We start from the raw sequence: 26696 nt of genomic DNA, 5'->3' as shown, positions 1-26696 counted from the left end.
TACAAGAAGGGAATCCGGTAAATAAAATTATGCTAAGTTAGTAGATGTGGTTGGTGGGCCGCATACAATACCTCTAGCTCTCATATTTTGTACTATTTGATCTGATTCATTGATATTTACTCTGGCATCATTCGCTCCTTGAATAACAAATAATGGTTTCGTTATTTTGTCTACATGAAGAGCAGGGGAGACTTCTTCCATGATTTTTTGTTCGCTTTCGTTTTCAGAATTATACCATTGTTCATTAAACTGACCCATAAAAGGTTTCCAGTATTCAGGAAAAGAATCCTTAAAAGTAAATAGGTTACTTACACCTACATAATCAACTCCGCAGGTATATAGATCTGGAGTTTTTACGAGACTTCCTAACGTAGCCAGACCGCCGTAGCTAGCTCCGAAAATTGCTATTTTTTCATCATCAATAAAATCAAGCGTTTTTGCGTATGCCACAGCATCTTCAAGATCGTTAAGCATTTTTCTTCCAATTTGTTTATTGCCTTTTAGAAAAAAATCTTTTCCATATCCACCAGAGCCTCTAAAATTAACTTGCAATGTGGCATAACCTCTGCTCGCAAAAAGTTGAGTCTTTGGATTAAAACCCCAATGATCTCGTAAACCATAAGGACCTCCATGAGGATTTAAAATAAGTGGAACTTTTTTTCCTTCAATATTATTTGGGATCGTTATGTAACCGTAGATTTTTAATCCATCTCTAGATATAAAGTTTATAGGACGCATTTCTGCCATATCTTCTTCATGTAATTGCGGCATCATGTCTAAGATCTTTGTAAAAGTATCTTCTTTAATATCGTAAGTGTAATAAGTACCGTAAATTCTATCGGTTTCCAATAGTATTAAATACTTTTCTTCGTTATCGGTATGATCAACAATTCTAAATACTTTATCCCCAAATTGTTCTTTAAATTTTCGATGTAATTTTTTATAAAAATCACTTACAGGTATAATGCGGGTTTTTTCTCCTATGTAGTAATAATAATCTATTTCGAAATTTCTTTTTCGAGAACGCGCAAATCCGCCTACATCAAATGTAGGATTACTGTAAACTTTTTCAATAATTTCATTTTTCGCTAAATCGTAAAGAACCAATTCATTAGTGTTACTCTCTAGATTAGACAGTACATAAGCATCGTGTTTGTATGCTGTATTGTAATTAAATGCAATCACTCTAAAGGTTTGCTTCCAATTAGTTGTTAATACATGAGTAAACGGTTGATCTTTTTCGGTTCTATAATATATGGCATTATCTACACCGTTTTGCTGTTTTGTATAACCTCTTAAGTTTCCATCTTTGTCAAATCTATAATCTAAAATAGGGGAGGTGGTGTCTTTATTTTCGAATAATTTTTCTAAATCACCAGATACAATATTCAATTTATAGGGTTCGAATATTTGTTTAGATTCTTTGTTTAATAATACAATTATTTGATCTGGTTGATCTTTTAAAAAATCTATAATCTGAACCGAAACTTCGTCAAATGGTGTTAAAGCTTTGTTGTTACTACCATCAAGGTTTGCGGCAAAAAGTTGAAAGTTTTCATTACCGCCATTGTCTTTAACATATAGCAATCTGCTATCGTTAGCCCAGCCATAATATCTTATTAACTCATTTTGTTCTTTGATAGCACGAGTAATCTCTCCCGATTTGGTGTGCTTCACGTAAATGTGGTTTTTGCCGTTTTCATCTTTCTCTCTATAGGAAACATAAGTACCTTTAGGAGAAAATTTAAATTTGCTAGTTGCCGGATCTTTAAAATAATCTTCAACTGAATATTTATAAAATTTATCGTCGAAAGCTGCTATTTTCTCAAAGGTTTCCTTCGATGATGGTAGGGATGTATTTCCAGGTTTCTTTTTTGTCGTTTTTGATAGATTAAGAGAAAGTTCCATTCCGCCTTGATAAAAGGTACCTGTTAGTTTTTCTTGATCTAGAATTCCTTCATATTTAATACCTCCTTGAGAGAAAACTATGCTAAGTTTCTTTTCTTCAAAAAGTGTAGAATCCATTGGAATATCAAATGCGCCTTGTTGGGGACTATCCATAGTAGAAGATAATATTCCGTCTTTTTTTCCAATATTAAATACTAATGGAATCTCCTTACCTTGTGTCTCTAAAGTGCCCTTCCAAGAACCGATGATATCCTGTGAAAAAGCAGTAATTGATAAGAAGAACGTAAAAATACTTAAGATTACTCTTGTGTTTGTGTTCGTTTTTTTCATGATTGTTATTGTTGATTAACTTCATGTAAAACTATTTAAACACTTAAGTTTATCTGTTTAAAATATGATGAGTGGTTATATGCTTTTCTTCAGCGGAATATAGGAAAGATAAGAACCGATTTTATTTGATCGAAAATAGAGTTTGGTGCTTTTTTCTGTTTACTTCTCAAAAAAGATTTACAAATCTAAATCTACTACCACATAATCAACTACGTAGAGTTTTGAAAGGATATCTTCAATTGAAAAAATTATTTTTTAAGCTTAAAAAGCGATTCTCGATCTATAGAAAAGTATCTATCCTCTTTAAATCGAGGATTAGAAGGCATCATTGGTAGCGATGGATACATACGCTCTGGTGCTGTTAATTTTAAAATAAATTTCCCATCGTAAAGCGAATGAATTTCATCTTCATCTGTGATGTAAATCGGCTTTTCAACCCAAGTTTCTATGTGACCATAATTGGGTTGCACTAAGAGTTGATTGTAATTTACATCTTGAAGTGAAAAGCTATAGATGTGCTTTTCTTTCTTACCTAGAGCTATCCATAAGCTATCTCCCTTTTCTAATTGCAAAGAGCGAACACTATCATTTTCTGTTTCAAATTTTTCAGAAGAATTAAAGGTAGATTCGTCAAAATTTTTACCTGTCTTAACTTGTATGATTTTAAAGTTGAGTTTTCTGAAATAAATCACAAGCTCGTCTTCAGCTAAATTATCAGATTGAGATCCGTAAAGCTTTATTTTATCTTGATCTGCAGCTGTGGTTGCATAAGCCGTATCGTTTTTCACCGTAAATGTTCCCTGAAGATGATCTACCTTGCCTTTTTCTGCAGCTGGCTTTTCAAAAACAAATTGCTTTCTTTTAGCATTCATTCCTAAGACTATAGGAGCATCTAAATCATCACTTTTAAAAAAACCGTGATATTTACCTAAATCCTTTCGCTCTTTATTAAATTTCTCAAAGCGCTTTTGTTCTTTTTCTTTTTGTCTTTCTAATTGGCTTTTTCGTGACGCAATTACCTTAGAATAATCTATAGGCTGGGCTAATTTTTTAGCCATCTCTTCAGATAAATCTTTATTATAAGGCTTGAGGTTTTTTTGCTGCTCTATAATTTTGCCGTTAAATTTTGTGAAATTGAGATTTCCAGATGAGGTAAAAATAGCTTCGAACTCTGCTGAGCGTTCATTACCTGGGACAGCATCCAACACTAAATGCAAAGTGTCTCCCTTTCTATTCCATTTTCCGCGAAGATCTTTATTGACTGCACCGTAAACCTGCTGCCAAGAAAATCGGTTCGATTCTAGAATATGTAATTGTTCAGCATATTCCATTTCAGTATAGAAATAAGTCCCAACAAAATCTTTATGCTGCGCAACAACTATTGTTGAGCAAAAAAACATAAAAAATACTATCACTTTATTAATATTCATATTAAATTTCTTTTTGTAGCTGCTGTTGTAATTCAGCACTTCGATTTATAATCTCTTTTTTATTGCTGAGAACTGATTATTTCTTTGCTACGTATGGGTAATATTTTTCCGTCTTCATTCATAAATTGCCATATTCCATCCTCTTTAAATGCAACCGGAAAACTGAAGTTTGAAGTATCTCTATAAGGACTCATGGGGCTATTTAAATAAACATCGATTTTTGAATCTAGAATCTCTTTTCCTTCCGCTGTAATAATTCCGAAACGATTATTGTTCATCGTTAAAAATCCGTTTCCGCTTTCTTCTTTCCAAACTTTCTGAAATTTTGCAGGTACTAAGATTTTACCATCCAAATCGGCAAAACCCTCAAGCAATTTTTCGCTGGATTCATCTTTTTTGAATAGAGGCAGGTAGTTTTCATCTTGAAAATTCAGTAAGTAATCTGCTTTTAGCATATCATACACCAGGGGAACAATCACTTCTCCTTCAGCATTAACGTAGCCAAATTTTAAAAATTCACCCTGTTTTTTTGTGACTAAATAAGTACCGTTTTTTAACTGCTGTATCGAAGAATAAACGTTTTTCAGTAAAAGCTTTTGAGTTTTATAATTGTAGAAATATACTTTATCTTCTTGTTGTGCAATTAGTAAAGAGCTATTGAAGCTGTGCGTAACTTTAGTAAACGGAAGGTTTTCTTTAGTATGATTTTTTGCATTAAATAGCTGGTATAAACTATCTTTTTGCAATAGAAAATAAGTGCTGTCAATTTGCTTAATATCAGTATAAGTTACCGGTAAAATTTCTTTTCCGTTATCAGCAAAAAGACCTGCTTGGGTTTTAGAATTTCCAATATCTTTTTCAACTTTAATAAGCTTATTTTGATCGTTAAATACCTTGATATACTTGTATTTTATCGGAATTATATAGCGTTCTTTTTTTAAATCGTAAAGTCCCTGATCGCCGTAATTTTCTTTCATTAAAATTACTTTATGATGCGGCTTAAATTCAAACGCTGCATAATCTCCCGGAATCAGTTTATCAGAATTAATATTGTAAAGTTTTTCCTTTCCGTCTTTTTCTAGACTCATTAATCCTATTGGTTTCGCACCAGAAGGATTACGCTGTCGATCGTTAAAAAATTCGATTCTGTCGTATTCTGGTTTAACAAGTTTATTGTTTATTGGAAAATAATAACCATATTTTCCATCACTTTTCATTTTAAAAATAGGCGTCAATTCTTCAGCATTGGTTCTAATTTCATTTAAATTAAGCCAATCAAATTTACTGGGTAGCAATTGCTTATTTTCCTTGTTAATCAGTCCCATTTTTTTCTGTTTTCTGCTGATAAAATAATCGTCGCGAACCAACAAGCGATTTTTATAAGTAGGCGGGATAATTACATTGCCAAGCGTATCGATAATGCCAAATTTCCCATCTTTTTCTACGGAAAAATAAGCACCCGTTTTGAAGCTGGAATAAGGATTTGAAATATGAGAATATTGAAACGGAACAATTTCTTTCCCGTTACGGTTAATTAATCCAAAATTGGATGTTTCACCACTATTTTTTGAAGCGATTAAATGCCCATTTTCAATAAGAAGGTTTTCGTATTGCGGAGCTGAAAATTCTTTTTTCTGCGGAATATTAATTACCACATTTTTTCCCGATTTTCGAAAAGCAGCGACCCACTCGTCACTTCGCATATTTACATGCTGATGCTGATATTTAAAAGGCACTAAAACTTCACTTTTAAAATCAATTACGCCCCATTTACCGTCTTTTTTTGCATATAAATAATCTGATTTTTGCCCACAACCGCTGCAATAATCAAATTTATCGTATTCAAAAGGAATAATTATGTTATCTGTTTCTGAATTATAAACGCCCCATTTACCGTCCTTTCTTACATCAAAAAGCTCATCATTTAGGAACTGAATATCTTCAAATTTGAGCGGAACCAAAAAATTTCCCCAAGAATCGGCATAAGTGGTTTTGCCATCGGCTTCAATCTTTAAATAGCGATTAAAAACAAAGGCTATTTTTTCATATTTTGGATTAATTATCCATTCTCCTTTCTCGTTCAGCATTCCAACCTTTCCGCTTTCAGTCTCAACAATGCGCATTATTTTTTCTTCATTTGAATAAGAACGCACCATCCCGTTATTAGCAGCAACAACACTGTCTAAAGGATGAAATTCCCGCAGCAAATTTTTAAAAGAGCGTTGACCATTTGTTTTTATAAAATAACTGTTGCTGTCTTTTTCAACCCGTGCGATACCGTAAGAAAATCGTGAACTCTTGTCGAACTCAACAGTATCGATCACAGTCTTAGAATCTTCTGTAGAATTGTTAGATAAGCTTTTCGCAGTATCACAGGCATTTATAAACCATAGGCTGTTTAGTAATAAAATACTGTAAATATAAGTGGAAGGTATTTTCATTGCTCTATTTCTTATCATTAGCTCAGGGATTTTTTTTGCCTCTTTTTACTTGCATATTTAGAAAATTTAAGTTCATTTAAAAAAAACTGATACTTACTAATTTTGAGACTTAAGCAAAGTGATTTTTTGTTGTTCAAAGAGTTTTTCATAATCTTTAAGTGTCCAACTTTTCATATCGTTGATTTGTTTTTCAGAAGAATTTAAAATTGATAGTATAGAATGATCACGATGAGTAAACGATAGAATACTATCTAATCGAATTTGTGTTTGGTGATGTTTGCTATCTTTTACTATTACCTTCAAATAAATACTACTGTTATTTCTTTCAGCATCTAAAAACGTAGTGTAAAGACTATCATTTTGTTTAGTTAGTTGTAATTTTCTAATAATTGTTTCTTTTGGGAAATTACTACGATAACTTTTACTGGACTGTAATTTTAGATTTATTGTGGTAGGAAGTGTAGAGGTAGCCAAAAAAGCAAAGCAGGATACTATTAAACTAGCATATTTGAAACCATTATTTATTTTTTTAATGTCCTGATTTTTTTGAGTTCGATACCAATAAGATAATGGTAAAATAAATAATGCCCATAAGTCTGTGTAATCTACCACACGCCCAAATTGTAATGAGCCTTGATTAATAAATTGAATAAATTCTTCGGAATAATTCGATTTCCAAAATGTAAAAAATAATGCAGTAGCCCAATAAATAATGCAAATGCTGAATTTTCGACTAACAAAAATACTGAGAAAATAAGAAAAGGCAAACAGGCCGACTATATCTGACAATTTTCCAGTAAAAGCGTTGTGATAGTGGCTTTTCAGCACAAAATCATTTAACAATAATAGAAATACTGCTGGTAAAAAAAATGGTCGTGTTAAGTGATTTTTAAATTCCATAATGCAGCATTTATTTTAAAAATTACTTAAAATCTATGACGATGATTGATTTTTATAAATTATTTGAGATCGGTTTTGTATAATTTATCGCGATCTAATAGAAACACATTGTCTTTTAATAGAAAAAGACCATAAGCATCGCCGGCGAAGGTTTGTTTTTTTGATGTCATAAAGGGCGTAATCTTTCCTTCTTTATCAATAGAGAAAATTGGAGCGCTGTCTTGTTGATTCGAAAAACTTGCAGCAGTAGTAAGCAATAATGTTTCATTTTTAGTGTATTCCAAATTCGAGATATTTGGGCGACTTTTTAATACTTCTGTATTTATTCGGTTCCAGGTTTTACCACCATCTTTTGTCTTCAGCAATAAGCCTTGCAAACCGGAAATATAACCTTCGTTTTTATTTTTAAAGGCGATGGAATTGAGAGACGCTCCTTCTTCGCCTTTATATAGCAGATTCCAGTCTTTAGCTTCGTTTGTACTTTGGTATACATTTCCTTCAGAAGTGACAATCATAATTGTATTATCCGAGAAAATAAATAGATCACTTAAATTCTTATCTGCTTCTAAACCGTTAATTGAAACTTGTTGCCAGTTTTCACCATTATTTATTGTTTTAAGTATAATTGGTTTTCCGTCATTTTCCCCGATTATAAAACCTAAGCCCGAAGTGGAAAATTTGATTTTATAAAATTTAGGATAACGCAAAGCGTATTTATTTTCAGCCAAACTTGATACATCAAAAGCTTTCCATTCTTCATCTAAATTATCGTTCTTTAAAATATAGCGAGAAGCCCCAACTACAAAATATTGATTGTTATGAATGGTGGTGCTATAAAAAGCATTTGCAAAACGTGAAAAGGAAAAAGAATTCCAGTGTTTCCCTCCATCCTCAGTACTTCTGAGACGTAATCGAGTTCCGCCAGCTATAATTCCTTCATTGTCGTTCTTAAAACTTAACGTATTATAAAATTGAAACCCTGTATTTTCAAGCGCATGTAAAACATTTACATTTCTTCCACTTACTTCATTCTCAAAATTGTATTGTTTAGCGAAACTCACCGTCATAGTGTCTATTTCCAAATCAGGAATTTCGCTTACCGGTTTATAAGATTCTTGAGCTAAACTCTGTAAACCAAGCAACAAGCACACTAATATTGCAACTATTTTCATTCTAATTTTTTATTCATTAAACAAAGATTGTTAGCAACGAAACCTTACGTAATATACAAACGTGATCCGATAAGAATCATTGTATTTGCTGTTATGTGGTGTAAATTAATATTCTGAAGGAATGCTTTTTCGACTTCTTAATATAGTTAAGGAATCGAGTTTTTAAATAATGTGTTTTTTTAACGAAAATGAATTTTACTACATGGTTATAGTCATTTTTAAAAGTGAATGAAAATTTCAGAAATATATACCTTAATATTTCTCTAATTAAATCTTTTAGATGTTAAATTATTATACCACAAAACATCATTTTTTGGTTAGTATTACTTAAATTTTTAGATGCGTACGTTAAGGTTTATTAATCTTGCTTCTATTTGATCATTCCTGTAGTATTTTTATGTTATGATAAAAGAGAAGATTTTTAACGATACAGAGACAGCATTTCGATTAAAGTCGGATATGGAGCTAAATAGAGCAATTTTACTTTTTAACGCGATGGGAACTCCGGCGCTTATGAAACCAGGAATTGCACTTACCAAATTTTCACTGAAAGCAAAACTACCAATCAAACCTTTGATTAAGAATACAATTTTCGATCAGTTTTGTGGTGGAGTAAGTATTGATGATTGTAAACCAATTATCCGTGAAATGGAAGAGGTGAATCTATCTAGTATTTTGGATTATTCTGTTGAAGGTAAGAAATCTGAGAAAGAATTTGATTCTGCTTATCACAAAAAGCTTGAACTTATTGAGTTTGCCAAAGAAGAGAGTGAAATTCCATTCGCGATATTTAAACCGACTGCTCTGGGACGTTTTAAAGTCTGGCACAAGGTAAGTTCTCACGTGAGTCTGAATGAGAAAGAAAAAGAGGAATGGGATAGAGTTAAAGAGCGAGTAGAAGGTTTATGTGAAAAGGCTAATGAACTTAATGTTAGACTTTATGCTGATGCTGAAGAGTCATGGATGCAGGATGCAGCTGATGTTTTGATGGAAGAGATGATGGCGAAATATAATCAGGAAGAAGCTCTAATCTTTAATACATTACAATGCTACCGTTGGGATCGCTTGGACTATTTAAAAGAACTTCATGAAAAAGCTAAAAAGGATGGCTTTAAAATTGGAGCTAAGATCGTTCGAGGAGCTTATATGGAAAAGGAAAATAAACGTGCTCGAAAAAGAGGAAAAGTATCTCCAATTTGTGAATCTAAGGAAGCTACAGATGTAAACTTTAATAGTGTAATGGGATACTGTCTTGATAACTTAGAAGATATCTCAGTTTTTATAGGAACTCATAATGAAATTAGTAACTATTTGGCACTTCAGATCATGGAAGACAAAGGTGTTGCTAAAGACGATCAAAGAGTTTGGTTTAGTCAGCTTTATGGAATGAGTGATCAAATTAGTTATAATTTGGCTAGCAGAAATTACAATACAGCTAAGCTTGTACCATTTGGACCGGTAAAAGATGTTGTTCCTTACCTACTAAGAAGAGCTGAAGAAAATAGTTCTGTAAAAGGACAAACGAGTAGAGAACTTAATCTTTTAAGTAGAGAAAAGCAGAGAAGAAGTCAGACTGAAAAGTTAGCACAGGCTTCTAGCTAGATAATAAGTGATAGAGTAAATAGGGATAATTTGAAACAAATTATCCCTATTTTTATGTCTTAGATTTAATGAATTTTACTGTCTGAAGTAATAATGTACAGCAATCATTCCTGCGATAAAATAGGTGATAAGGTTCTCTTTTTCTGGCTCTTGTTGAAAAAGGCTTCAAATTGATAAGCATTTTAAGCGATTAATCTGCTGTTTTTAAAATAATTCAACTTAGAGGATCCGAGTTCTATATATTTTTCTGTTAAGAATTGTTACTCGTTATTAAGAATATGCAATATTGAAATATGATCACATTTCAATATTAGAAGGATTCGTTTAAAGCATAAAAGAGTAATTGTTAAAAAATAAAAAGAGCTGAAATCTCATTCAGCTCTTTTTATTTTTATTTTCTAGTTGAATTTGTAAAAACTACTATCAATTCATTTTCTTCATGAATTGTTTTCAATTTCTGAACGGATAATCAAAGTCGTTACTAATTTTCGAAAGTTTCAGCAAGGCTAATGATTACTTTTCCTTGCGCTCTTCCGGTAGCTAAATATTCATACGCTTTTATAGAATCTTGAAAAGAATACACAAGATCGATAGATGGTCTAATCGTGCGATCCTCAATCATTTCTTTAATCTCTTTCAACTGTTCTGCGTTTGGTTGCATCCAGGTATATTTATATTTAGCTGATTTCTCTTCGATTAGTTTAGCCAGCTTTTCCGGTAATTCGTAATTCTCTATTCCCATTTGCTTAGCAGATTCAGCATCTGGTGGTCCCACTATCGTAGTAACTTTGCCACCTTCTTTGATAATATCGAAAGCTTCAAAAGTAAAGTCGTCACCCAAAGTATCGAAAACGATATCCAGGTTATTAGCCACCTCTTTATAATCCTCGTTTTTATAATCGATTACACGATCTGCACCCAGCGCTTTTACCCAATCAATATTTTTGCTACTGGTTGTGGTATAGACGATCGCACCTTTAGATTTAGCATATTGTACGGCAAAACTGCCCACTCCGCCAGAACCTGCGTGTATTAAAACTCGGTCACCTTCTTTTAGATCTACTTTTTCCAAAGCCTGTATAGCGGTAAGTCCGGTTAAAGGGAGTGAAGCAGCTTTTTCAAAAGTTACATTTTCAGGTCTATGAGCAACCACTTTGCTATCTACAGCAACGAATTCGGCTACTGTTCCCATGTATTCTTGCGGAACTCTGCCAAAAACTTCATCGCCCATTTTGAAATCTTTAACTTCATCACCTACTTTTACAACCTCTCCGCTTACATCGTAACCGATTCCGCTAGGTAGATCAAGTTGAAGCAGATCCTTTAAGTGTCCCTGAACTATTTTATAATCAATTGGATTGGCCGCCGCCGCTTTAACAGCAATCAGTATTTCAGAACCTGAAATTTCTGGATTATCCACTTCAGCAATTTCAAGACTTTCTTTAATATCTCCGTATTTGGTAATTTGTAATGCTCTCATAAACTTATATTTTTTTGGTAATGTTATTGTAATTTTCAGAAGAGGTGATGTTCCGAAAGTTTAGGCTTTATTTGATAGAATAAGTTCTAAAAGTTTCGGCATTCATTGAAAATTTCGCAGAATAAATAAAGCCTTATTTTTTTGGCTAAAATCACCTTCCGTTAACCTAACTAATATAGAAAGAATATCAGGTTCTGGAATGAGGTTTAGAAAAGGTTTAACGCTTGATAAAATTTAATCATAAGTTTGTTGTTTTCCGTTTACAATGATAATTTTCTAGACTTTATTCAGCCAAATGATAGACAAACTCACTTTGCCTAATTCGCCTATTTAATTTCATAACCGATTGAGAAAAAAATGTTCCCTTTCTTGCTTTAGATTGTCAGAGATTGAATCGAAATAATAAAAGAAATGAAAAATGGTTAAATTGCATTAAATCGGAGAATAACAGTTAAAGTTAGTTGGAAATAGGAATTGAATGCAACTCGTTAAACAGCATAAATAATCATGTCATCAACAAAAAAGCAAGAAGAAAAATCAAGCTTACACCCTCGAAATAAAAACAGAAAAAGATATGATTTAACTGCATTAGTCACTTCTAGCCCCGAATTAGAGAATTATGTAAGACCTAATAAATATGGGGATGATTCAGTCGATTTTTCAGATCCTGTTGCTGTAAAAGCGCTTAATAAAGCCTTACTATATCATTATTACGGAATTAAAAACTGGGACTTTCCTGATCACAACTTATGTCCGCCAATACCAGGTAGAGCAGATTATATCCATCAAATTGCAGATCTATTAGCTGAAAATAATTTTGGCACGATACCTTCTGGCGATCACATGACCGGCTTGGATATTGGTGTAGGAGCCAGTTGTATTTACCCGATAATTGGTGTTACAGAATATCAGTGGAATTTTATAGGATCTGATATTAATCCTAAATCGATCACTTCAGCGAAGCAGATTGTCAATGCTAATCCCCAGCTTAAAGATAAGATTGAATGTAGATGGCAGCGAAATAAGAAGCATATTTTCTCTGAAATCATCGGTAAAGAAGAAAAAATTGATTTTACGCTATGTAATCCTCCGTTTCATTCTTCTTCGGAAGATGCCGCAAATGGTACTCGAAGAAAGGTAAGAAATTTATCGGGCAAAAAAGAAAAGAATCCCACGCTTAATTTTGCAGGGATTAATGATGAACTTATATATGACGGTGGAGAATATAAGTTTATTGATCTAATGATTAAAGAGAGTAAAGTGTTTTCTAAAAACTGTTTTTGGTTTACCACCTTTGTCTCCAAACAAGCTAACCTTAAAGGAATTTATAGATCCTTAAAGAAAATTGAAGTTAATCAAATTAAAACTATTCCTATGGGAACCGGTAATAAATCTATCCGGATTGTGGCTTGGACTTTTTTTACTGAAGCAGAGAAAAAAGTTTGGAGGGACACCAGATGGAAAATATGATTTAAGCATCTTATGGAAGCATCATAACTAAAGCTTGAGTTATATGTACTTTTTTAAATTACAGTTTTAAAAACCCTGTCTCTATCTATTGTTTCTTTTTTATAAATCTAAATTTTCTTGTAATGGTTTCAGACTCTGTTTCTGTTCAAAATGTTAATTGAAAACTCGAGAAATCAATAATCGTTATCGGATATTTATATTTATAAACGTCGGTATATAAGGACATTAGAGCAGATTTTCACGCTGTCTATTGGATTGAGCACAAGCCGAATTTTTAAATTTTCTTATTATCTTTTTTTCTCAATAAACCAAATTTAAAAATTTGGCGATATCTAAGAAGTGCTCAAACCTTTGTGTCAGCAACTGCTCGCGTTATTTTTTATATACATTGTTGCCAGTAGTTTTTTATTCCCAAACAATCCATTTATTCGGATTATCAAGATTTTCAGGTATCAATATCTTATTATGAAGTAAAGCAACCATTTTTATTTGCTCAAACATATCATCTACTAATTCAAGACCACTTTCTAAAGACTCGAATTTGAATTTCTCATCTCTATAATTTTCTATAGTAAAACTTTTATTGATTAATCTTTGCCTCCAATTAAATGGAAATTTTATTGATTTTATCTCTTTAAGAGGTATTGATATAAATTTAGGATTATTAATGGCAGTTTCTTTTAATTCATTAATAGTTTCATTATCAAATAGTTTTTTTTCTGAAAAATCGTCGTTTAAGGAATCTAATAAGAACATTCCATTAATTCCTAAGCCCAAAAAAGGTATTTTTTCTGCTAGATTACCTATTATTTTCCTTGAACTTTTATTTTTTAAAAAGTATTGAAAAGATAAATTATCTGGAAACCAAAATAAATATCGAGTTTTAATAATTAGGGTTCCACCACGTCTTCTAGTAGAATCCCCTTCTTTAGTTATATAAACGTCTTGCAACATATAATAAACATTTGAGTTTTCATCTAAATTTTCAACTTCTTCTATAATTTCTCTTTCAGAGTTTACAAAAGGAGCAGATAATAATTCTACAAGACCAAGGCGTTCACATATTTCTTGCATGTCCTCTTCTACAATTAAAGGAATAAGGTTTTCCTCAATGTAATTTTCTACAACTTTATTACATAATTTAATTGACAAAATTTCGGGTATTTTTTTTCTTTCTTTGAGACTATAAGCAATATCTTCAATGGATTCGCCTTCGCTTAATTTCTTTGTAATTTCGTCAAGGTTTGAAGTGACTTTTTCAATAAAATTGTCCCATTTTTCTTTTCCAGAATTGTTTTTAATAAAAGTAATGATAATAATAACGCCAATGGCAAAAAAGCCAAATATTCTAAATTCATTATCTTCCAACTTCAGATAGCATAAATAACGAAAATAATAAAAAAAAAAGCCAAAGATAAATCCTTTCATTTTTTGTGTTTGATCTTTTAAAGATAAAATAATTAACCTATTGTTTATTTCAACGTGATTTTCTGTAATTACTGGCAACGGTAAATTATAAGAATAGTAGCGGATTTTAAGTACTATCTTTTCAGTTTAGTACTTACTTTCGTTTCAAGACATTTGTTAGAGTTTAGAACCTAAGCCGCTATTATTTTTATACAATGTTGTGCTTTCGTTATTGTCTAAGTATATAAGCTCCTTTAGGGTTATCTTTGACAGTTCCATTACCGTGAATATCCTTAAGTTTTTCCAAAGGTTCAATATCATTATGTCCACTAAAAAACTCATCATATAAACCTTTATTTGAGTATACAGCGTGTGGTGGATTATACAAAACTAAATGTTCAAAGTTCTTTAAATTCTCAATCGATATGTCTTGAATTTTTTCTTTCTCTAAACCTAATAATTCATAAATATATTTAGTAGAATCTCCTTGATTTAAGTCTCGAACAGCCCTTCTATATCGTTTGTTACGTCTAAATGTCCTTCTTTTTACTTCCGCCATTACTGCGTAGCAAAAGTTTGAGAACTCTAATATATCTCTTGATATTTCATTATCTATATTTAGTTTAAATGCGGATTTCTGACTTGCAAATTGATAATTTTCAAAACTTAAATTATATGTAGTTTCTTCATCATCGATAAGGTCGATTAAGAACCTTTTTCTTTGATTGTCGATTATAATTGAATTATAGATACCTGAAAATCCAAAACTACCAATAGAAGCTTTGATTAACGCTATAGAAGCACAATTCCCTCCTCCTCCAAAATTGTAAGGAAATGGCAGGCTAACTCTACTTTGTTTAAAAGCATTAGCTACTTGTTCGAAAGTAAAATTCTCTTTGTTAGGGTTACCAAATTCTAATGACTGAATTATTTTTATTATTCTTTGCATAATCTTGTATTAAAAACTTTTTTATAGTGGTAAAATCATATTATGATCACCTAGCTCCTTTAGGTATTTGGATGATTCTTTATTTACTAAATTCAAAATTTTCTTTTCGTTAAATGAATTAAAGTCATCAGATAATTTCAATTCTTCAAAATTATTATTTGTAAAGTTGACTATAAAATCAGTATCACTTATACTCGTCAAATCCGTGTACCTTTCATTTATCTTTTTAAAATAAGTTAATTTTATGCTGTTTTTTTCTTTATCGATGAAGCTAGGATCTTCAAATAGTATTGCGTTTCCTTCTATCCATAATCTTCTTGAATCATCGAGAATTTTCTTTTGCTCAGCTTCATTTTCAGCAAAAACAATCTCATCTAATTTATTTAAAGCTCTTTGATATTTTTTGAACCAAGCTGAATCTTGATCTGGACCTTTAGATTGTTCAAACGTTACTGCAAAAACCAAATTAGTATGCTCCACTGTAGCATCATTATATTTCAATCCATCTCCCTCAATAGTAAAATTATCAGGCTCTACTTGACTTAGAAAATTGTCATCTTCATCATTATTAGCAATTATAATAATGTAGCCCTCTGTAAGACGTTCTTTAGTCACAGGTTCCGTTACTTTTTCTTTACTAATTATTCCTGCAAAAGTCGCTTCTAGTATTGATGGATTGTTGACACCTGTGAAAATCTTTTTTATCACATTAGTTACCGCTAAAATCTGTCCTACAGGCAACGATGCTGTTTGCAATGGTTTTTGAAATTCTTCACTATTCATCAAGTCTAAGCTATTTTCAAAATTATCGCCCTTAATTGCTGATATTTCAACCTTCATTTCAAGACCATCTGCGATGGCAGGTACTTTTAGTGCAATATTTCTTGTAAGTCCTAGTGGATGATTACGATCTGCTTTAACCTTTCTTTTATCAACTATAGATTTAGCTTCAATTGATTTTTCACTACTCTGGTAGGTAATAGTGGATGTCAAAGCAATCTTGTCACTACCACCAAAGGTTTTTTGCCAAAAGTTTCCTTTGGATTTATAAAATGCAGAATGTAAAACTATACTGACGTAACCAGAATTTTTCAGTATTTGGTTATTTTCTTCTGTTTTCGAATTAAAGGATTTGTAAAATTTTTTTGTTCCTAAGTTAGCCATAATGATTTAAATTATTCAGTTTTCAATTCAGATTTATAATGAAGCACAACTCTTTATATGAATCAAAAAAATCGAGATATCCCTGTTACTATAACGGGATATCAATGTATTTAAGAGTTATCTAATAGTCTAGTTGACTCTCTAATTACTCTAAAATATTTACAGATTCTAGGTTTAAAGAAAACTAATAAAGACACACTTACCCTTCAGTTAGTTAATTGATTCGCTTATAAACATGTAATATTTTTTGATTTCTTTAACTTTTTCATTATAAAGCAACAAAAACTATGGGCTGAACACAATACCCCAAAAGTGGTATTTTATAAATCTAACAATCAATATTTTAGGTTTTATTCAAATTGTAGTTTCAAATAAGAGATTGGTGGTTACTAAAAAAAACGGATTGTTGTATTCAATTAAATTTATTTAGATAAAAAATGAAAAATAGAATGTTTTATAGTAATTAGAAAAACACCGTCGGTTATGTATAAATAATTTCGTTCACTATCTAAATTTTACTATAAATTCTTCTAAACAAAGAATTATTGAAGTAGTTCCATCGCAATTGCTATGCGAACCAGTTGCGAAGTTTTATTAATATCTAGCTTTTTATAAATATTACGCCTGTGGGTTTTTACCGAATGTGCAGAAAGAAACAACAAATCACTGATTGCTTTCGTGGAGTAATCATTTGCGATTAATTTCAATATTTCTTTTTCTCGTTTGGTTAAAGTCTGAAACCTCAACCAATTATTTAAGTTATCTTCGCCTGAAGGAATGAGCTCTTTAAAAACTTTATTCATTATTTGGCAGTCAGTAGGAAAAAGCGAGGTATTCAATGTTAATTGATCATTAATCAAGATTTTACTCGTAAAATAAGAGGTCATTTTTCCATTTAGTTGTACAGATTGTAAATAGGTACAGACATCATTATAGTCATTTTGTAAATGAAACTGTTTAGCAAGATGTTCAGATTGGATTAAAAGTTTCGTGTTCGATATGGTTTTTAAATAGGGTTTACCTAATTCGCGTAATTTTTCGACTTCTTCTCCTTTACTGTAGAACGATTTACTAAAAAAATAATAGTTATGATTTACTCGATGATTGATATAGATGGGGTTTTGCATATAATCTTCAATTGCATAAAACTCTTTTTTATTTTTTAGATAGAGATTTCTTAATCTAAAAGAGAAATGCTTATTCTGGTTATATATATCTTTTTCAGTAAATAACTTCATTTTTAGTCAAATATTTCCGTCGCTACTTTTTTTATAATATCAATAAATTTAAGAGGTTGATCGAGACTTGGATAATGTCCGCAATTTTGTATATCAATGATTTTACAAGATTCATTACAGGCATTTTTGACTCTTTCTAGATATTCCCTGTTTACTGAAAGATCAGCGTCTCCACTAATTATATATTTAGGTAAATTAAGTTCTGTAAATATTAAATATTGGTTGAATAACCTATTCTCCATCAAATCTATAGCTATAGCCTTTCTTACAAGAGGGTTTGTATTTTTGAAATCATGAGTCACTAATTCTATTTTTGACTTATTTAAAATAACCTTATCAAGCGTTTCTCTGATTTCATCTTCATTCGGGTTTTCGGTTAAAAAGGTATTTAAAGCAACTACCGGTATAAATGCTTCTTCAACATTTACAGTTTTTTTTAATGGCGGAGTTCCCATAATGACCAACCCTTTCAGTTGAGGAATTTCAGTTGAAATTTCAATAGCTAAATGGCCTCCCATAGAATTTCCAATTAATAGAATCTCGTCGTCAATTTCTTTAATATTCTCCAACAAGAATTGTCGTTGAGCACTAAAAGAGTATTCATTGAAGTCTACGTTATCGGGTTGGTTGTTTCCGTGTCCCAATAAGTCTATAGCCATTTTAGTTTGTGAAATGTCTTTAGATGCTAATAAATCGTCATACACTTTAGCTGATGAGGAGTTTCCGTGAATGCAAACAATAGTTCCTCTTTCTTTTCCTTTACTACTATAATTCACTTGAAATATTGATATCTTATTAAAACAGTAAATTGAGTTGAATTAATAGTGAAAAATTAGTGATTTTTTTTAATAAAATGAAGTTTAATTTACTTCATATCAATTTATTAAACCTTACGAAGTAATCTTAAATACTTTCTAATTCAATTTATCTAAAGAGCTCAAGTGATTTTTGAAAAATCATTTGGGCATTTCTCAGTATATCATTTCTTCTGTGATAAGCCCCTACAACCACCGCTTTAATATTGAAATGTATAAATACTATACAGCGTAAATAAACTAACGGTTTATGAACTAATGAATGTTTTGATAAATCCTATAGAATAGAAGAACTTTAAAATTTTATGAAGTGTAAGCTTATTACGGTCATTTGTAAAATGGAATTCTTTACTGAATTTTAGATGTCTCAAAATAAAAAATCCAACTAGAAATACTGAGAATTTTGTTTTATGAAAGGTTCGTAACTTTCTTGATTTCTAGGTACTATAAAAATAATTATCCGAATGAATCATAAAGGATCATAATAATACTTTTCTCTATCTTTCAATTATAATATAAATGTCAAGTTAACCTACTTCCCGATACAGAAATTTATTTATGAGTGTTTATGGTATTTACCGTAAAATGAGGTGCAATTGGGCACGGAAACTAACACAGAAATTAGCATTTTGCAAGTTTGGTAAAGGAAAAGATAATTTCTCCAATAATTTCGCTTAGGTGATTTAGTATTTTCAGTATATATCTTCAATTTTATTTTCTATTTATACCTGGCAATAGCAGCTTTCAATTTATCTGCTATTTTTTTTCTAAGACTTAGGGGGGCGATTACTTCAACGTCACTACCGTGTGATAAGACCTCTTGAACAAAATCGAAAGTTGGTTTCAATTTATATTCGAATCTAATTTCGTTTTCAGTCTGACTTATGAGTTTCTGGCTGTGATGAAGAGGAAGTGATTTAATATATCTTCCCTGATCTACCTTAAAAGCTAGAACAATCTTGGAAACTTTGTCATTGGTTCCATTTATAATCCCAAAACAATCTTTAAAGGCGAGATGGGAATCATATTCTATATGCTTGAAACTTTTGTCTGTAATATTTAAAGAGCTTATACGATCTAACGAAAAGTTTTTTATAATATCATCTTTCTTATCTCGACCAATAAGATACCATCTGTTTTTTGCTTCTTTAAGTGCGATTGGTTGTACAATTCTTTTGCTAAATGAAGCATCCCAAAATTTCTGATATTCGAATTTAATCTCTTTTTTATCCTGAATAGCTTTGAGAAGATCAGCCATGCGCTGTGTTCCTAAAGCTTTTCTTTGTTCAAAATATAAGCTTTCACCTACTCCTTTGGATAGACGAATAGCATTTATAATATCATAATTTTCGCGCAAACGCTGTGCAATACTATCTTCATAGTTATCTTCAATATAGTAGACTTTTCGGCTTTTATCTGAAGTTATCACGATTTGATGAATAGAAGCGATTTCCAAAATATCTCTTTGGAATGTTCTCTGCGAAGTCAATAGTCTATCTTCCGATGCATCGGGATCCATAGAAATTTCGTTCTGCAATTCTTCAAAACTCATAGGTCTATTTTGAAGCAGCGAAATAATTTTAAAATGTCGTTTTATAGTTTGTCTTAAAGACATGCTTAGTATTTTCTACAAAAATAAAAATATGTAGCGACATATTTTGACGTTCCTCGAAATTATAATTGTCGTATAAATAAATTATAGATGAGAAAACTTGAAGTTTCGTTAAGTGAGGCACAATATAGCCACTTTTGTAGATCAATTGATGATACGGTTAAAAAAAGTATGGATAATATAATATCTGGTAATCTAAATATTGTTTTGCGTATAGACACCTTAAATATAACCAGAGCAAAATTGATTTTGAAAAACCATAAGGTTATAAATTGTGGTTGGGTGGATTATCAAGTTTCACCAAAAGCTGATCGATTTCAAGAGCTAGAAGTTTTTAAAAATTTTAATAAAACAGAGGCATTCTTCAAGCTACTGGAAATTGATTTTATTAAAGAAGCTTTTCTTAATTGTTTAGGGTTTACGGATAGCCAGAAATTCGAAGTAAATCTTCATAGTGGCAAATGCATAACATTTAACGATTCCAGCAACTTACTATTTATAATGGTGGAAGAGCCAAATGATTTAATGAAAAGAGAACTACGTGAAACTTTCTATCTTTTTGATCATTTTAAAACAGAGTTGGTATTGATAGATCGCAATTTCAAAATTGAAACTATTAATCATAAAAATTTTTCTTCAAAAAAGATATTTGAGCGATGTATACAAAACCAAGTTCCTCAAAATAATTTATTCCTTGAATATTTTAATATTCTTTTTCAGAAGTAACAGTTATGCAAAAGAGCAATGAGTTAAATTTATTCGATTTATTACTCAATCAAGAAGGCAAAAAGAATCAAATTAAAATTCAAGATTTGTATAATTTGATGCATATAGATTTTATAAAAAAAGCATTGTTTGAGATTTTGGAACCCGGCAAAGATTGTAGTTTCTTTTATCTCTATTATCTTGATTTTGACTGCATATTGTCAAATTATGGTTCAGAATATTTCATTATTCTTTTTGAACAACCAAAGCAAGAATTACTTGATAAAATCAAATTCGGAAAGCAATATGGATATTTAGGGTATTTAATTTTTGTATTTATAGATTCAGATTTTAATGTTGGTGATTTTGAATGCATAAATATAAATTCTTATGAAATAGAACTGAATATTGAGAAGCAAGGTATTGATTATTATAACCTATTTTATTCATTTTTAAGGTTAGTTTTTAGAGACTTTGAAAATTTATAGCTCTTTGAAAATAAACGTAATGGAAAAACTAAACGGAGCAAATATCGGAGAATTTATACTCGGCTTGGCACATGATGAAAAAGCCATTCTTATGAACAGTTTTTATAGATTATTAAATTATCAATTTATTAGAGACGCCACTATTAGGATTCTTGAACCAAAGTCTGATCCTGAATACAGCAAAATCTACTTATTTGATCATAGTTGTGTATTAATAGAATACTTAACTAGTTTTTTTATTCTCTCATTAGAAAAACCTAAGGAAGAGCTTTTAAGGAAAATAAATACAGGTATAGAGCAGGGTTACCACGGTACAATAACTTTTGTATCTTTTAATGAACCTTGGAATATCGAAGGCTTTAAGTGTTTAAGTTTGAACTTTGAAAATCTAAAAGAAGTCATGGTGAAGCAGGAAAGTGATAAAGATAACGTTCCATTTTATTGCTTAAAATTTTTGATGAATAATCTTAGTCGTTTTTAAATGTTTATAAATTTAACGTAGATTTACGAATTCACTTTTTCAATTGCTTTAAATCCATATAAAATTATATAATGCACGAATCTTCAGAAATACATAATTTATTAAATATAGTAAAATCCAGAATTGATTCTCATTTAAAATTTAAGAGTGAGTATGATAAATTCTTAGCATTAGATTTTAATTTTTTTCAATTTTTTGATTTAGGGGAAAATAAAATTAGTGAAGTTTTGGCTTATTTTTTAGATGAGAATCAGAATCATGGTCAAGGAGATGTTTTCTTAAGAGAATTTTTAAGTCTTTTTTGCGATGCAGAATTTGAAGTTTGTCAACTGGAGAATACTTGTGAAAAAATTATAACAGATAAAAGAAGAATTGATATTTATATTGAACTTAAGGGCTTAACAATAGGTATTGAGAATAAAGTTTGGGCTGACGATCAAGTCGATCAATTAAGTGATTATTCTAGTTTTCTTGATAAAAAATCAGGAGGAAAATATATTTTATTTTATCTAAATCCTTATGGTTTAGAGCCAAAGAAGAAAAGTATTGATAATGAACTAAAAGTAAAACTTCAGAAAGAAAATAAACTAAAAGTTTTAAGTTATAAACGAGATATTGTTAAACTAATTAATAACTGGTTGGTAATCTGCGAGGCCGATAATGTAAATAATTTTCTAAAAGAATTTAAAAAGTATCTCGAAGTAAAATTCCTCGGTAAAAAAACATTAAATATGTCAAAAGAATTAAGAACTATAATTTTTCAAAATCAACGAGAAGTTGAGCAATTGGTAAATGAATATAAGGCTATAGAATACGATATTTTAAATAAATTAGGCCAGGTTGGGAAAGAATTAGATAATATTGATCCTGATGTAGATTCAGCACTATCGGTTGGTAAAAGTGGAGTATTTAAGTGGGAAGGATATCATGTTTATAAATTCTCACTTTCTAAGAATAATAATAAAATCTGGATTCAGCTCGTTAACCAAAATTTAAATTTATTGACGAGTTATTATCTCCAAGATGGTACAGATGTTTTATTCAAAGAAATATTGAATGATCTAGGAATTAAAAATGATGATAAGGTTGATCCTTACTTGTCTAAAAATGAAATCATAAGTCTATTTTTAAGCCAGGTGGAGCTCGTTAATCAAGGTTTTAGAATCTACGATGAAAGAATGGGATTAGACTAAATCGTATAACTTATTTTTATGATATCCTACTATAAATATTGCAATGATAGTCTTTTGGCTTGTGAAGATAGTTTAACTGTCGCTGTTTTTTAATACCCTAAAATATTTACATTCTGAAATGTTTTGAGATATTCTTAGAAAAGCAAGCGTTAGAAAATATTGATCTAAATGGAATGCTGGAGAAACTAAAAATGTAAATTATGTGAAAGCAGATGTATTTACTCGTTTTTGGGATTTGATTTAATGATTGAAGCTAAACGATATAATGCTAATATGAAAAGAAATTATCACATAGCGGCTGAGATTCAGTTTTACAAAAACGAATGTGGACACGAAAATAAGCAAGTTTATCTTATTCAGTTAGGGGGGGTGAACGAGATCGATTTAATTCAAATTAGCACTGAAAATATAATCTCAAAAATAAAGTGTTTTTTGCTTCATTGCAATTGGTTGTACAATTCCGTTGCTAAATGAAGCATCCTAAAATTTCTGATATTCGAATCTTATTTCGTTTTCAGTCTGACTTATGAGTTTCTGACTGTGATGAAGAGGAAGTGATTTAATATATCTTCCCTGATCTATTTCAAAAGTTAGCTTTTCTTTACTCAATAATTAAACTTTTATCCATTACTTTGGAGGTTGTTTTTTTAGTAAGTAAATTATCAATAACATTTTTTTATAATTTCAATGTCATCCAAATTTTCATTTTTAAAAAAGGTCTATCCTTCGCTTTACGAAAAAGCTATCAAAGCAGAAAATTTAAGCTATATAGACAGTGGTAGTAGTATAGTTATTTGCAGGCAATTTGTAGAAGAAATGATAGTCTTGCTAATTAAATTAGAAAAGATTCCCGATGAAAATTTTGAAAATCAAGATTTATTTAAAAAGATAAATTCTCTTAAGAGTAAGAATATAATACCTAAAGGAGCTTTTAAAAGTTTCAATATTATTCGAAAAGCCGGAAATAAAGCTGCACATGGGGCTGAAAATATTGGTGAATCAAATTTCTCTGTACTTTCAGAATGTTATAGACTTTCCATTTGGTTGATATTTACTTATGATAAGATTTTTATAGAAAATCAGAAATATAAAAATAAAACTGATCCAAGTCTGAATTTAGAAGATATTGAAGTACTCTGTTCAAATTTGGAAATGGATCATAATGAATTAGAAGTTAAAATTGAGAATTTAAATAAGGATTATAAGAAAATAAAAAATAGAAGGAAGCGATCTAGATTAATCGACCAGGTTTTAGACATAGGATTGGCAGCTATAGGTATTGGAGGAGGACTATTAATTTTAGCAGCAATAGGGACAGGTCCAGTAGGAATAGCAACAGGATTAATTACGGGGGCAGGTCGATTAGCCTATAAATTTAATAAGAAACATGGCAAGTCAGAATAATTATGCCCTAAAGAAGGAATTTGCTTTATTGCCTAAATACAGTGTTGCGGATTTATTGATAGAGAAGCCTAATACACATCCGATACCCAAAGGAGCTGATTTTTCAACAGCTTTTCTAGTAAATTTTAATCCTACTATACTAAAAATCTTTTTAGTAGATTGTAGTGTTGCTCCGGTTAAATGCCTTTTTACTAACCTTATAAATGCTTTATTCCCAATTTCATTACCGCCTTTTTCCATTGCTTTCGTTAAGGCTCCTATTCCGACCAACAGATAACATATTCGCATTGTCTCTTCTGTCTCAATATCATGCTTATACAGGTGTGCTAGGGACATAATCATTTCAATTTGAAATTTTAAACATAAAATATAATCTGCTGAAATACCCCCCGTAACAGTAATAGCTGTACCTATGCCAGGTATAAAACTTGAAAGACTGGTGACACCTCCAGTGTATGCGCAGTAGTAAGAATAATTTGATATGATCTTTTTTGCAATTAACTTTTCAATTTCATCATAGCTTTTAATATTGTTGTATCTATTGCTAAATTTTTCAATCAAGTTATTGGTATCATTTTTAATTGATGTTGGGGAGGCTACAATTGATTCTAATTTCTTAAGCACTATATTACTATTTAAAGAGTTCATATTTCTTATTTTATGAGTCAAAAATAGATAGGTGTTGTGCACTCTAAATGCACAGCTTAAATTTTGATTCAGTGCACATAGGCTGCACAACATTATTATATTTTTGTAAAACAATTTTTTACGATGGAGGAAACAAGACTATTTATTGAAAAGGAATTAAAATTAAGATATCCTGAAGCAACTTTAGTCGATGATGGAATTTTAGTACCTGAAATATTTAAAAAGCAGGAAAAAAAAGTTTTATTTTTATTAAAGGAAACCTTTGGAGATTACAATCAAATCAAGGGAACGCAAGATATTTATAATGGAAAATCAAGTCCCTTTTGGACTAATTTTTTTAACTGGACAAATGCAGTAAACAACTCCGGACTTAGTTTTTTAGAAAAGAATAGAATTTCAGAAATAACAAAAACTATAGATAATGTAGCTTACATAAATATTAAAAAATTGAATGAAAATCGAAAGAAGTCGGTTTATAATGATATAATTTCTTACGCAAGAAAAGATAAAGATTTATTAGAGTTTCAAATAGAAAGTATAAATCCCGATATCATATTTGTCTCGCAAACAACATTAGATGCTTATAAAATTATTTATGGATATGATAAACTTATTTTGATAGATTTTATTGAATGTGGAAAGGTAACTTTTAAATTGTATAAACATGGTTGTAGAAAGATTATTAAAACCTTCCATCCTTCCGCATTTCCCGTAAAGCAAGCAAAAGCTTTTAAAGCTCTAAAACAATTACATGATCGTAATAGTTAAAATATTCAATCAATTTTTCTATTTTTACTGTATAAACTTCCTAAAAATATAGCGCTCAACAATTTAATATGGCCATAAACAAAAATGCCTTAATCCGTTTTCAAACTTTAGATCGCTGTTTTAGAAATCCTGGGAAAAGATACTTTTATGAAGATTTAATTGAAGAGGTAAATAAGAGCCTGGCTAATGTAGAATCTGATGGAATTGGTAAATCTCAATTGTATAAAGATATTAGATTTATGGAATCTAATCCAGATTGGGATATAGAGATTCTCAAGTTAAAAGATGGCGCAAAAGTTTATCGTCGATATAGGGATATGAATTCAAGCATAAATCAAAATACTTATTTAAATCAGGTTGAAGCTGAAAAATTAATGAATGCCTTTAGTGTTCTAAATAGATTCAAAGGTTTGCCACAATTTGGTTGGATTAACGAAATAATACCCAAAATAGACAGTGCATTTAATATCTCTGAAAGAGGAACAGAAATTATAAGTTTTGATAACAACGAATTTCTAAAAGGCCTAGAGTTTATAGATCCCCTATTTAATGCAATTTTATATAAAAACGTTATTGAGATAAGTTATCATTCTTTTAAAAACCCCGAACCAGTTGTTAAAGTAATTTCGGCTTATCATTTGAAGGAATATAATAATCGATGGTATGTTTATGGAGAGGATACGGAATATGCAAATATCGTTAATCTTGCCTTAGATCGTATATTAAATTTTAAGATAAGAACAGATATTTCGTACAAAGAGACGAATATTAATTTTGAAGAATATTTTGAAGATACGCTAGGGGTGACATTTCAACCAGGAGAAGATCCTCAACTGATTACACTTAAAATAGATAATTCGCTTTGGCCTTATATAGATACTAAACCTATTCATGGTTCCCAAAAAGTGGTAAGCAAAGATGAAAATACTGTAACAATCCAATTAGAACTTATTCCAAATTATGAACTGGAAAGTCGAATATTGCATTTCGGTGAAAGGGTTGAGGTGTTGACACCAAGTAAATTAAGGAGTAAAATTAGAGATAGAGTTAAAGCTCTAAAAAAAACATATAGCAAATAGGCGATTTTTTTT

Annotated in this window: 22 protein-coding genes; 9 read left to right on the top strand and 13 right to left on the bottom strand. The window is 30.6% G+C overall.

Annotated features, from left to right (window positions below):
* Positions 1-27: 27 nt before the first annotated feature.
* From QWY91_RS07260 to QWY91_RS07240, 5 genes are all read right to left on the bottom strand, one after another.
* Positions 28-2238 carry a S9 family peptidase gene (locus QWY91_RS07260; RefSeq protein ID WP_290233130.1) on the bottom strand — a complete coding sequence of 737 codons (2211 nt, stop codon included), beginning with the start codon at positions 2236-2238 and terminating at the stop codon, positions 28-30.
* 248 nt (positions 2239-2486) lie between these two features.
* Positions 2487-3668, bottom strand: a complete 1182-nt coding sequence (locus QWY91_RS07255) for a hypothetical protein (protein ID WP_290233128.1) — start codon at positions 3666-3668, stop codon at positions 2487-2489.
* A gap of 59 nt (positions 3669-3727) precedes the next feature.
* The gene (locus tag QWY91_RS07250) at positions 3728-6127 is read right to left on the bottom strand and encodes a WG repeat-containing protein (protein ID WP_290233125.1); all 2400 of its coding nucleotides are present in this window, start codon (positions 6125-6127) and stop codon (positions 3728-3730) included.
* A gap of 78 nt (positions 6128-6205) precedes the next feature.
* The gene (locus QWY91_RS07245; protein ID WP_290233121.1) at positions 6206-7009 is read right to left on the bottom strand and encodes a hypothetical protein; all 804 of its coding nucleotides are present in this window, start codon (positions 7007-7009) and stop codon (positions 6206-6208) included.
* Between the two features lie 59 nt (positions 7010-7068).
* Positions 7069-8181 (bottom strand): YCF48-related protein, encoded by a 1113-nt coding sequence (locus tag QWY91_RS07240; RefSeq protein WP_290233119.1) that lies wholly within the window; start codon positions 8179-8181, stop codon positions 7069-7071.
* Between the two features lie 402 nt (positions 8182-8583).
* On the opposite strand from QWY91_RS07240, the gene QWY91_RS07235 reads away from it, so the two are divergent.
* Positions 8584-9783 carry a proline dehydrogenase family protein gene (locus QWY91_RS07235; RefSeq protein ID WP_290233117.1) on the top strand — a complete coding sequence of 400 codons (1200 nt, stop codon included), beginning with the start codon at positions 8584-8586 and terminating at the stop codon, positions 9781-9783.
* 481 nt (positions 9784-10264) lie between these two features.
* Here the strand turns inward: QWY91_RS07235 and QWY91_RS07230 are convergent, their stop codons facing one another.
* Positions 10265-11263 (bottom strand): NADP-dependent oxidoreductase, encoded by a 999-nt coding sequence (locus tag QWY91_RS07230; RefSeq protein WP_290233115.1) that lies wholly within the window; start codon positions 11261-11263, stop codon positions 10265-10267.
* A gap of 507 nt (positions 11264-11770) precedes the next feature.
* Between QWY91_RS07230 and rlmF the strand changes: the two genes are divergently transcribed.
* Positions 11771-12733, top strand: coding sequence for a 23S rRNA (adenine(1618)-N(6))-methyltransferase RlmF (gene rlmF, locus QWY91_RS07225; RefSeq protein WP_290233113.1), 963 nt, complete (start codon positions 11771-11773; stop codon positions 12731-12733).
* A 405-nt stretch (positions 12734-13138) separates the two neighbouring features.
* Here rlmF and QWY91_RS07220 read toward each other — a convergent pair whose 3' ends face one another.
* The 6 genes from QWY91_RS07220 to QWY91_RS07195 all read right to left on the bottom strand — a co-directional run bounded on the left by QWY91_RS07220 (position 13139) and on the right by QWY91_RS07195 (position 19921).
* Positions 13139-14239 (bottom strand): hypothetical protein, encoded by a 1101-nt coding sequence (locus QWY91_RS07220; protein WP_290233110.1) that lies wholly within the window; start codon positions 14237-14239, stop codon positions 13139-13141.
* A gap of 130 nt (positions 14240-14369) precedes the next feature.
* A complete protein-coding gene (locus QWY91_RS07215; protein WP_290233107.1) occupies positions 14370-15089 on the bottom strand; it encodes a hypothetical protein in 720 nt (239 codons plus the stop codon).
* Positions 15090-15110: 21 nt separating this feature from the next.
* Positions 15111-16253 (bottom strand): hypothetical protein, encoded by a 1143-nt coding sequence (locus QWY91_RS07210; protein ID WP_290233105.1) that lies wholly within the window; start codon positions 16251-16253, stop codon positions 15111-15113.
* Between the two features lie 542 nt (positions 16254-16795).
* Positions 16796-17491, bottom strand: a complete 696-nt coding sequence (locus tag QWY91_RS07205; RefSeq protein WP_290233102.1) for a response regulator transcription factor — start codon at positions 17489-17491, stop codon at positions 16796-16798.
* A 2-nt stretch (positions 17492-17493) separates the two neighbouring features.
* Entirely contained in the window at positions 17494-18267 is a 774-nt protein-coding gene (locus tag QWY91_RS07200) for an alpha/beta fold hydrolase (protein WP_290233099.1), read from the bottom strand.
* 757 nt (positions 18268-19024) lie between these two features.
* On the bottom strand, positions 19025-19921 hold the full coding sequence (locus tag QWY91_RS07195) for a helix-turn-helix transcriptional regulator (RefSeq protein WP_290233097.1): 897 nt from the start codon (positions 19919-19921) through the stop codon (positions 19025-19027).
* An 87-nt stretch (positions 19922-20008) separates the two neighbouring features.
* Here QWY91_RS07195 and QWY91_RS07190 point away from each other — a divergent pair, with 87 nt between their 5' ends.
* From QWY91_RS07190 to QWY91_RS07170, 5 genes are all read left to right on the top strand, one after another.
* The gene (locus QWY91_RS07190) at positions 20009-20644 is read left to right on the top strand and encodes a hypothetical protein (protein WP_290233094.1); all 636 of its coding nucleotides are present in this window, start codon (positions 20009-20011) and stop codon (positions 20642-20644) included.
* Positions 20645-20649: 5 nt separating this feature from the next.
* Entirely contained in the window at positions 20650-21111 is a 462-nt protein-coding gene (locus tag QWY91_RS07185; protein ID WP_290233091.1) for a hypothetical protein, read from the top strand.
* A 19-nt stretch (positions 21112-21130) separates the two neighbouring features.
* Positions 21131-21592, top strand: coding sequence for a hypothetical protein (locus QWY91_RS07180; RefSeq protein ID WP_290233088.1), 462 nt, complete (start codon positions 21131-21133; stop codon positions 21590-21592).
* A 71-nt stretch (positions 21593-21663) separates the two neighbouring features.
* On the top strand, positions 21664-22785 hold the full coding sequence (locus QWY91_RS07175; protein ID WP_290233085.1) for a PDDEXK-like family protein: 1122 nt from the start codon (positions 21664-21666) through the stop codon (positions 22783-22785).
* 687 nt (positions 22786-23472) lie between these two features.
* Complete coding sequence (locus tag QWY91_RS07170) at positions 23473-24189, top strand: DUF4145 domain-containing protein (RefSeq protein ID WP_290233082.1); 717 nt, start codon at positions 23473-23475, stop codon at positions 24187-24189.
* On the opposite strand, the gene QWY91_RS07165 is transcribed toward QWY91_RS07170, so the two are convergent.
* Positions 24190-24837 (bottom strand): hypothetical protein, encoded by a 648-nt coding sequence (locus QWY91_RS07165; protein ID WP_290233079.1) that lies wholly within the window; start codon positions 24835-24837, stop codon positions 24190-24192.
* 123 nt (positions 24838-24960) lie between these two features.
* On the opposite strand from QWY91_RS07165, the gene QWY91_RS07160 reads away from it, so the two are divergent.
* Both QWY91_RS07160 and QWY91_RS07155 read left to right on the top strand, forming a co-directional pair.
* Positions 24961-25605 carry a hypothetical protein gene (locus QWY91_RS07160; protein WP_290233076.1) on the top strand — a complete coding sequence of 215 codons (645 nt, stop codon included), beginning with the start codon at positions 24961-24963 and terminating at the stop codon, positions 25603-25605.
* A gap of 68 nt (positions 25606-25673) precedes the next feature.
* Entirely contained in the window at positions 25674-26684 is a 1011-nt protein-coding gene (locus tag QWY91_RS07155; RefSeq protein WP_290233074.1) for a helix-turn-helix transcriptional regulator, read from the top strand.
* Positions 26685-26696: the final 12 nt, after the last annotated feature.

It is taken from the genome of Zunongwangia endophytica, from assembly GCF_030409505.1.
GTDB lineage: Bacteria > Bacteroidota > Bacteroidia > Flavobacteriales > Flavobacteriaceae > Zunongwangia > Zunongwangia endophytica.
The sequence above is the reverse complement of the archived record's forward strand: the minus strand, read 5'-3'. Positions and strand labels throughout refer to the sequence as shown.

Coding starts and splice junctions, on each gene's coding strand:
- QWY91_RS07260 (WP_290233130.1), bottom strand. CDS start 2,238: ATGAAAAAAACGAACACAAACACAAGAGTAATCTTAAGTATTTTTACG.
- QWY91_RS07255 (WP_290233128.1), bottom strand. CDS start 3,668: ATGAATATTAATAAAGTGATAGTATTTTTTATGTTTTTTTGCTCAACA.
- QWY91_RS07250 (WP_290233125.1), bottom strand. CDS start 6,127: ATGATAAGAAATAGAGCAATGAAAATACCTTCCACTTATATTTACAGT.
- QWY91_RS07245 (WP_290233121.1), bottom strand. CDS start 7,009: ATGGAATTTAAAAATCACTTAACACGACCATTTTTTTTACCAGCAGTA.
- QWY91_RS07240 (WP_290233119.1), bottom strand. CDS start 8,181: ATGAAAATAGTTGCAATATTAGTGTGCTTGTTGCTTGGTTTACAGAGT.
- QWY91_RS07235 (WP_290233117.1), top strand. CDS start 8,584: ATGATAAAAGAGAAGATTTTTAACGATACAGAGACAGCATTTCGATTA.
- QWY91_RS07230 (WP_290233115.1), bottom strand. CDS start 11,263: ATGAGAGCATTACAAATTACCAAATACGGAGATATTAAAGAAAGTCTT.
- rlmF (WP_290233113.1), top strand. CDS start 11,771: ATGTCATCAACAAAAAAGCAAGAAGAAAAATCAAGCTTACACCCTCGA.
- QWY91_RS07215 (WP_290233107.1), bottom strand. CDS start 15,089: ATGCAAAGAATAATAAAAATAATTCAGTCATTAGAATTTGGTAACCCT.
- QWY91_RS07210 (WP_290233105.1), bottom strand. CDS start 16,253: ATGGCTAACTTAGGAACAAAAAAATTTTACAAATCCTTTAATTCGAAA.
- QWY91_RS07205 (WP_290233102.1), bottom strand. CDS start 17,491: ATGAAGTTATTTACTGAAAAAGATATATATAACCAGAATAAGCATTTC.
- QWY91_RS07195 (WP_290233097.1), bottom strand. CDS start 19,921: ATGTCTTTAAGACAAACTATAAAACGACATTTTAAAATTATTTCGCTG.
- QWY91_RS07190 (WP_290233094.1), top strand. CDS start 20,009: ATGAGAAAACTTGAAGTTTCGTTAAGTGAGGCACAATATAGCCACTTT.
- QWY91_RS07185 (WP_290233091.1), top strand. CDS start 20,650: ATGCAAAAGAGCAATGAGTTAAATTTATTCGATTTATTACTCAATCAA.
- QWY91_RS07180 (WP_290233088.1), top strand. CDS start 21,131: ATGGAAAAACTAAACGGAGCAAATATCGGAGAATTTATACTCGGCTTG.
- QWY91_RS07175 (WP_290233085.1), top strand. CDS start 21,664: ATGCACGAATCTTCAGAAATACATAATTTATTAAATATAGTAAAATCC.
- QWY91_RS07170 (WP_290233082.1), top strand. CDS start 23,473: ATGTCATCCAAATTTTCATTTTTAAAAAAGGTCTATCCTTCGCTTTAC.
- QWY91_RS07165 (WP_290233079.1), bottom strand. CDS start 24,837: ATGAACTCTTTAAATAGTAATATAGTGCTTAAGAAATTAGAATCAATT.
- QWY91_RS07160 (WP_290233076.1), top strand. CDS start 24,961: ATGGAGGAAACAAGACTATTTATTGAAAAGGAATTAAAATTAAGATAT.
- QWY91_RS07155 (WP_290233074.1), top strand. CDS start 25,674: ATGGCCATAAACAAAAATGCCTTAATCCGTTTTCAAACTTTAGATCGC.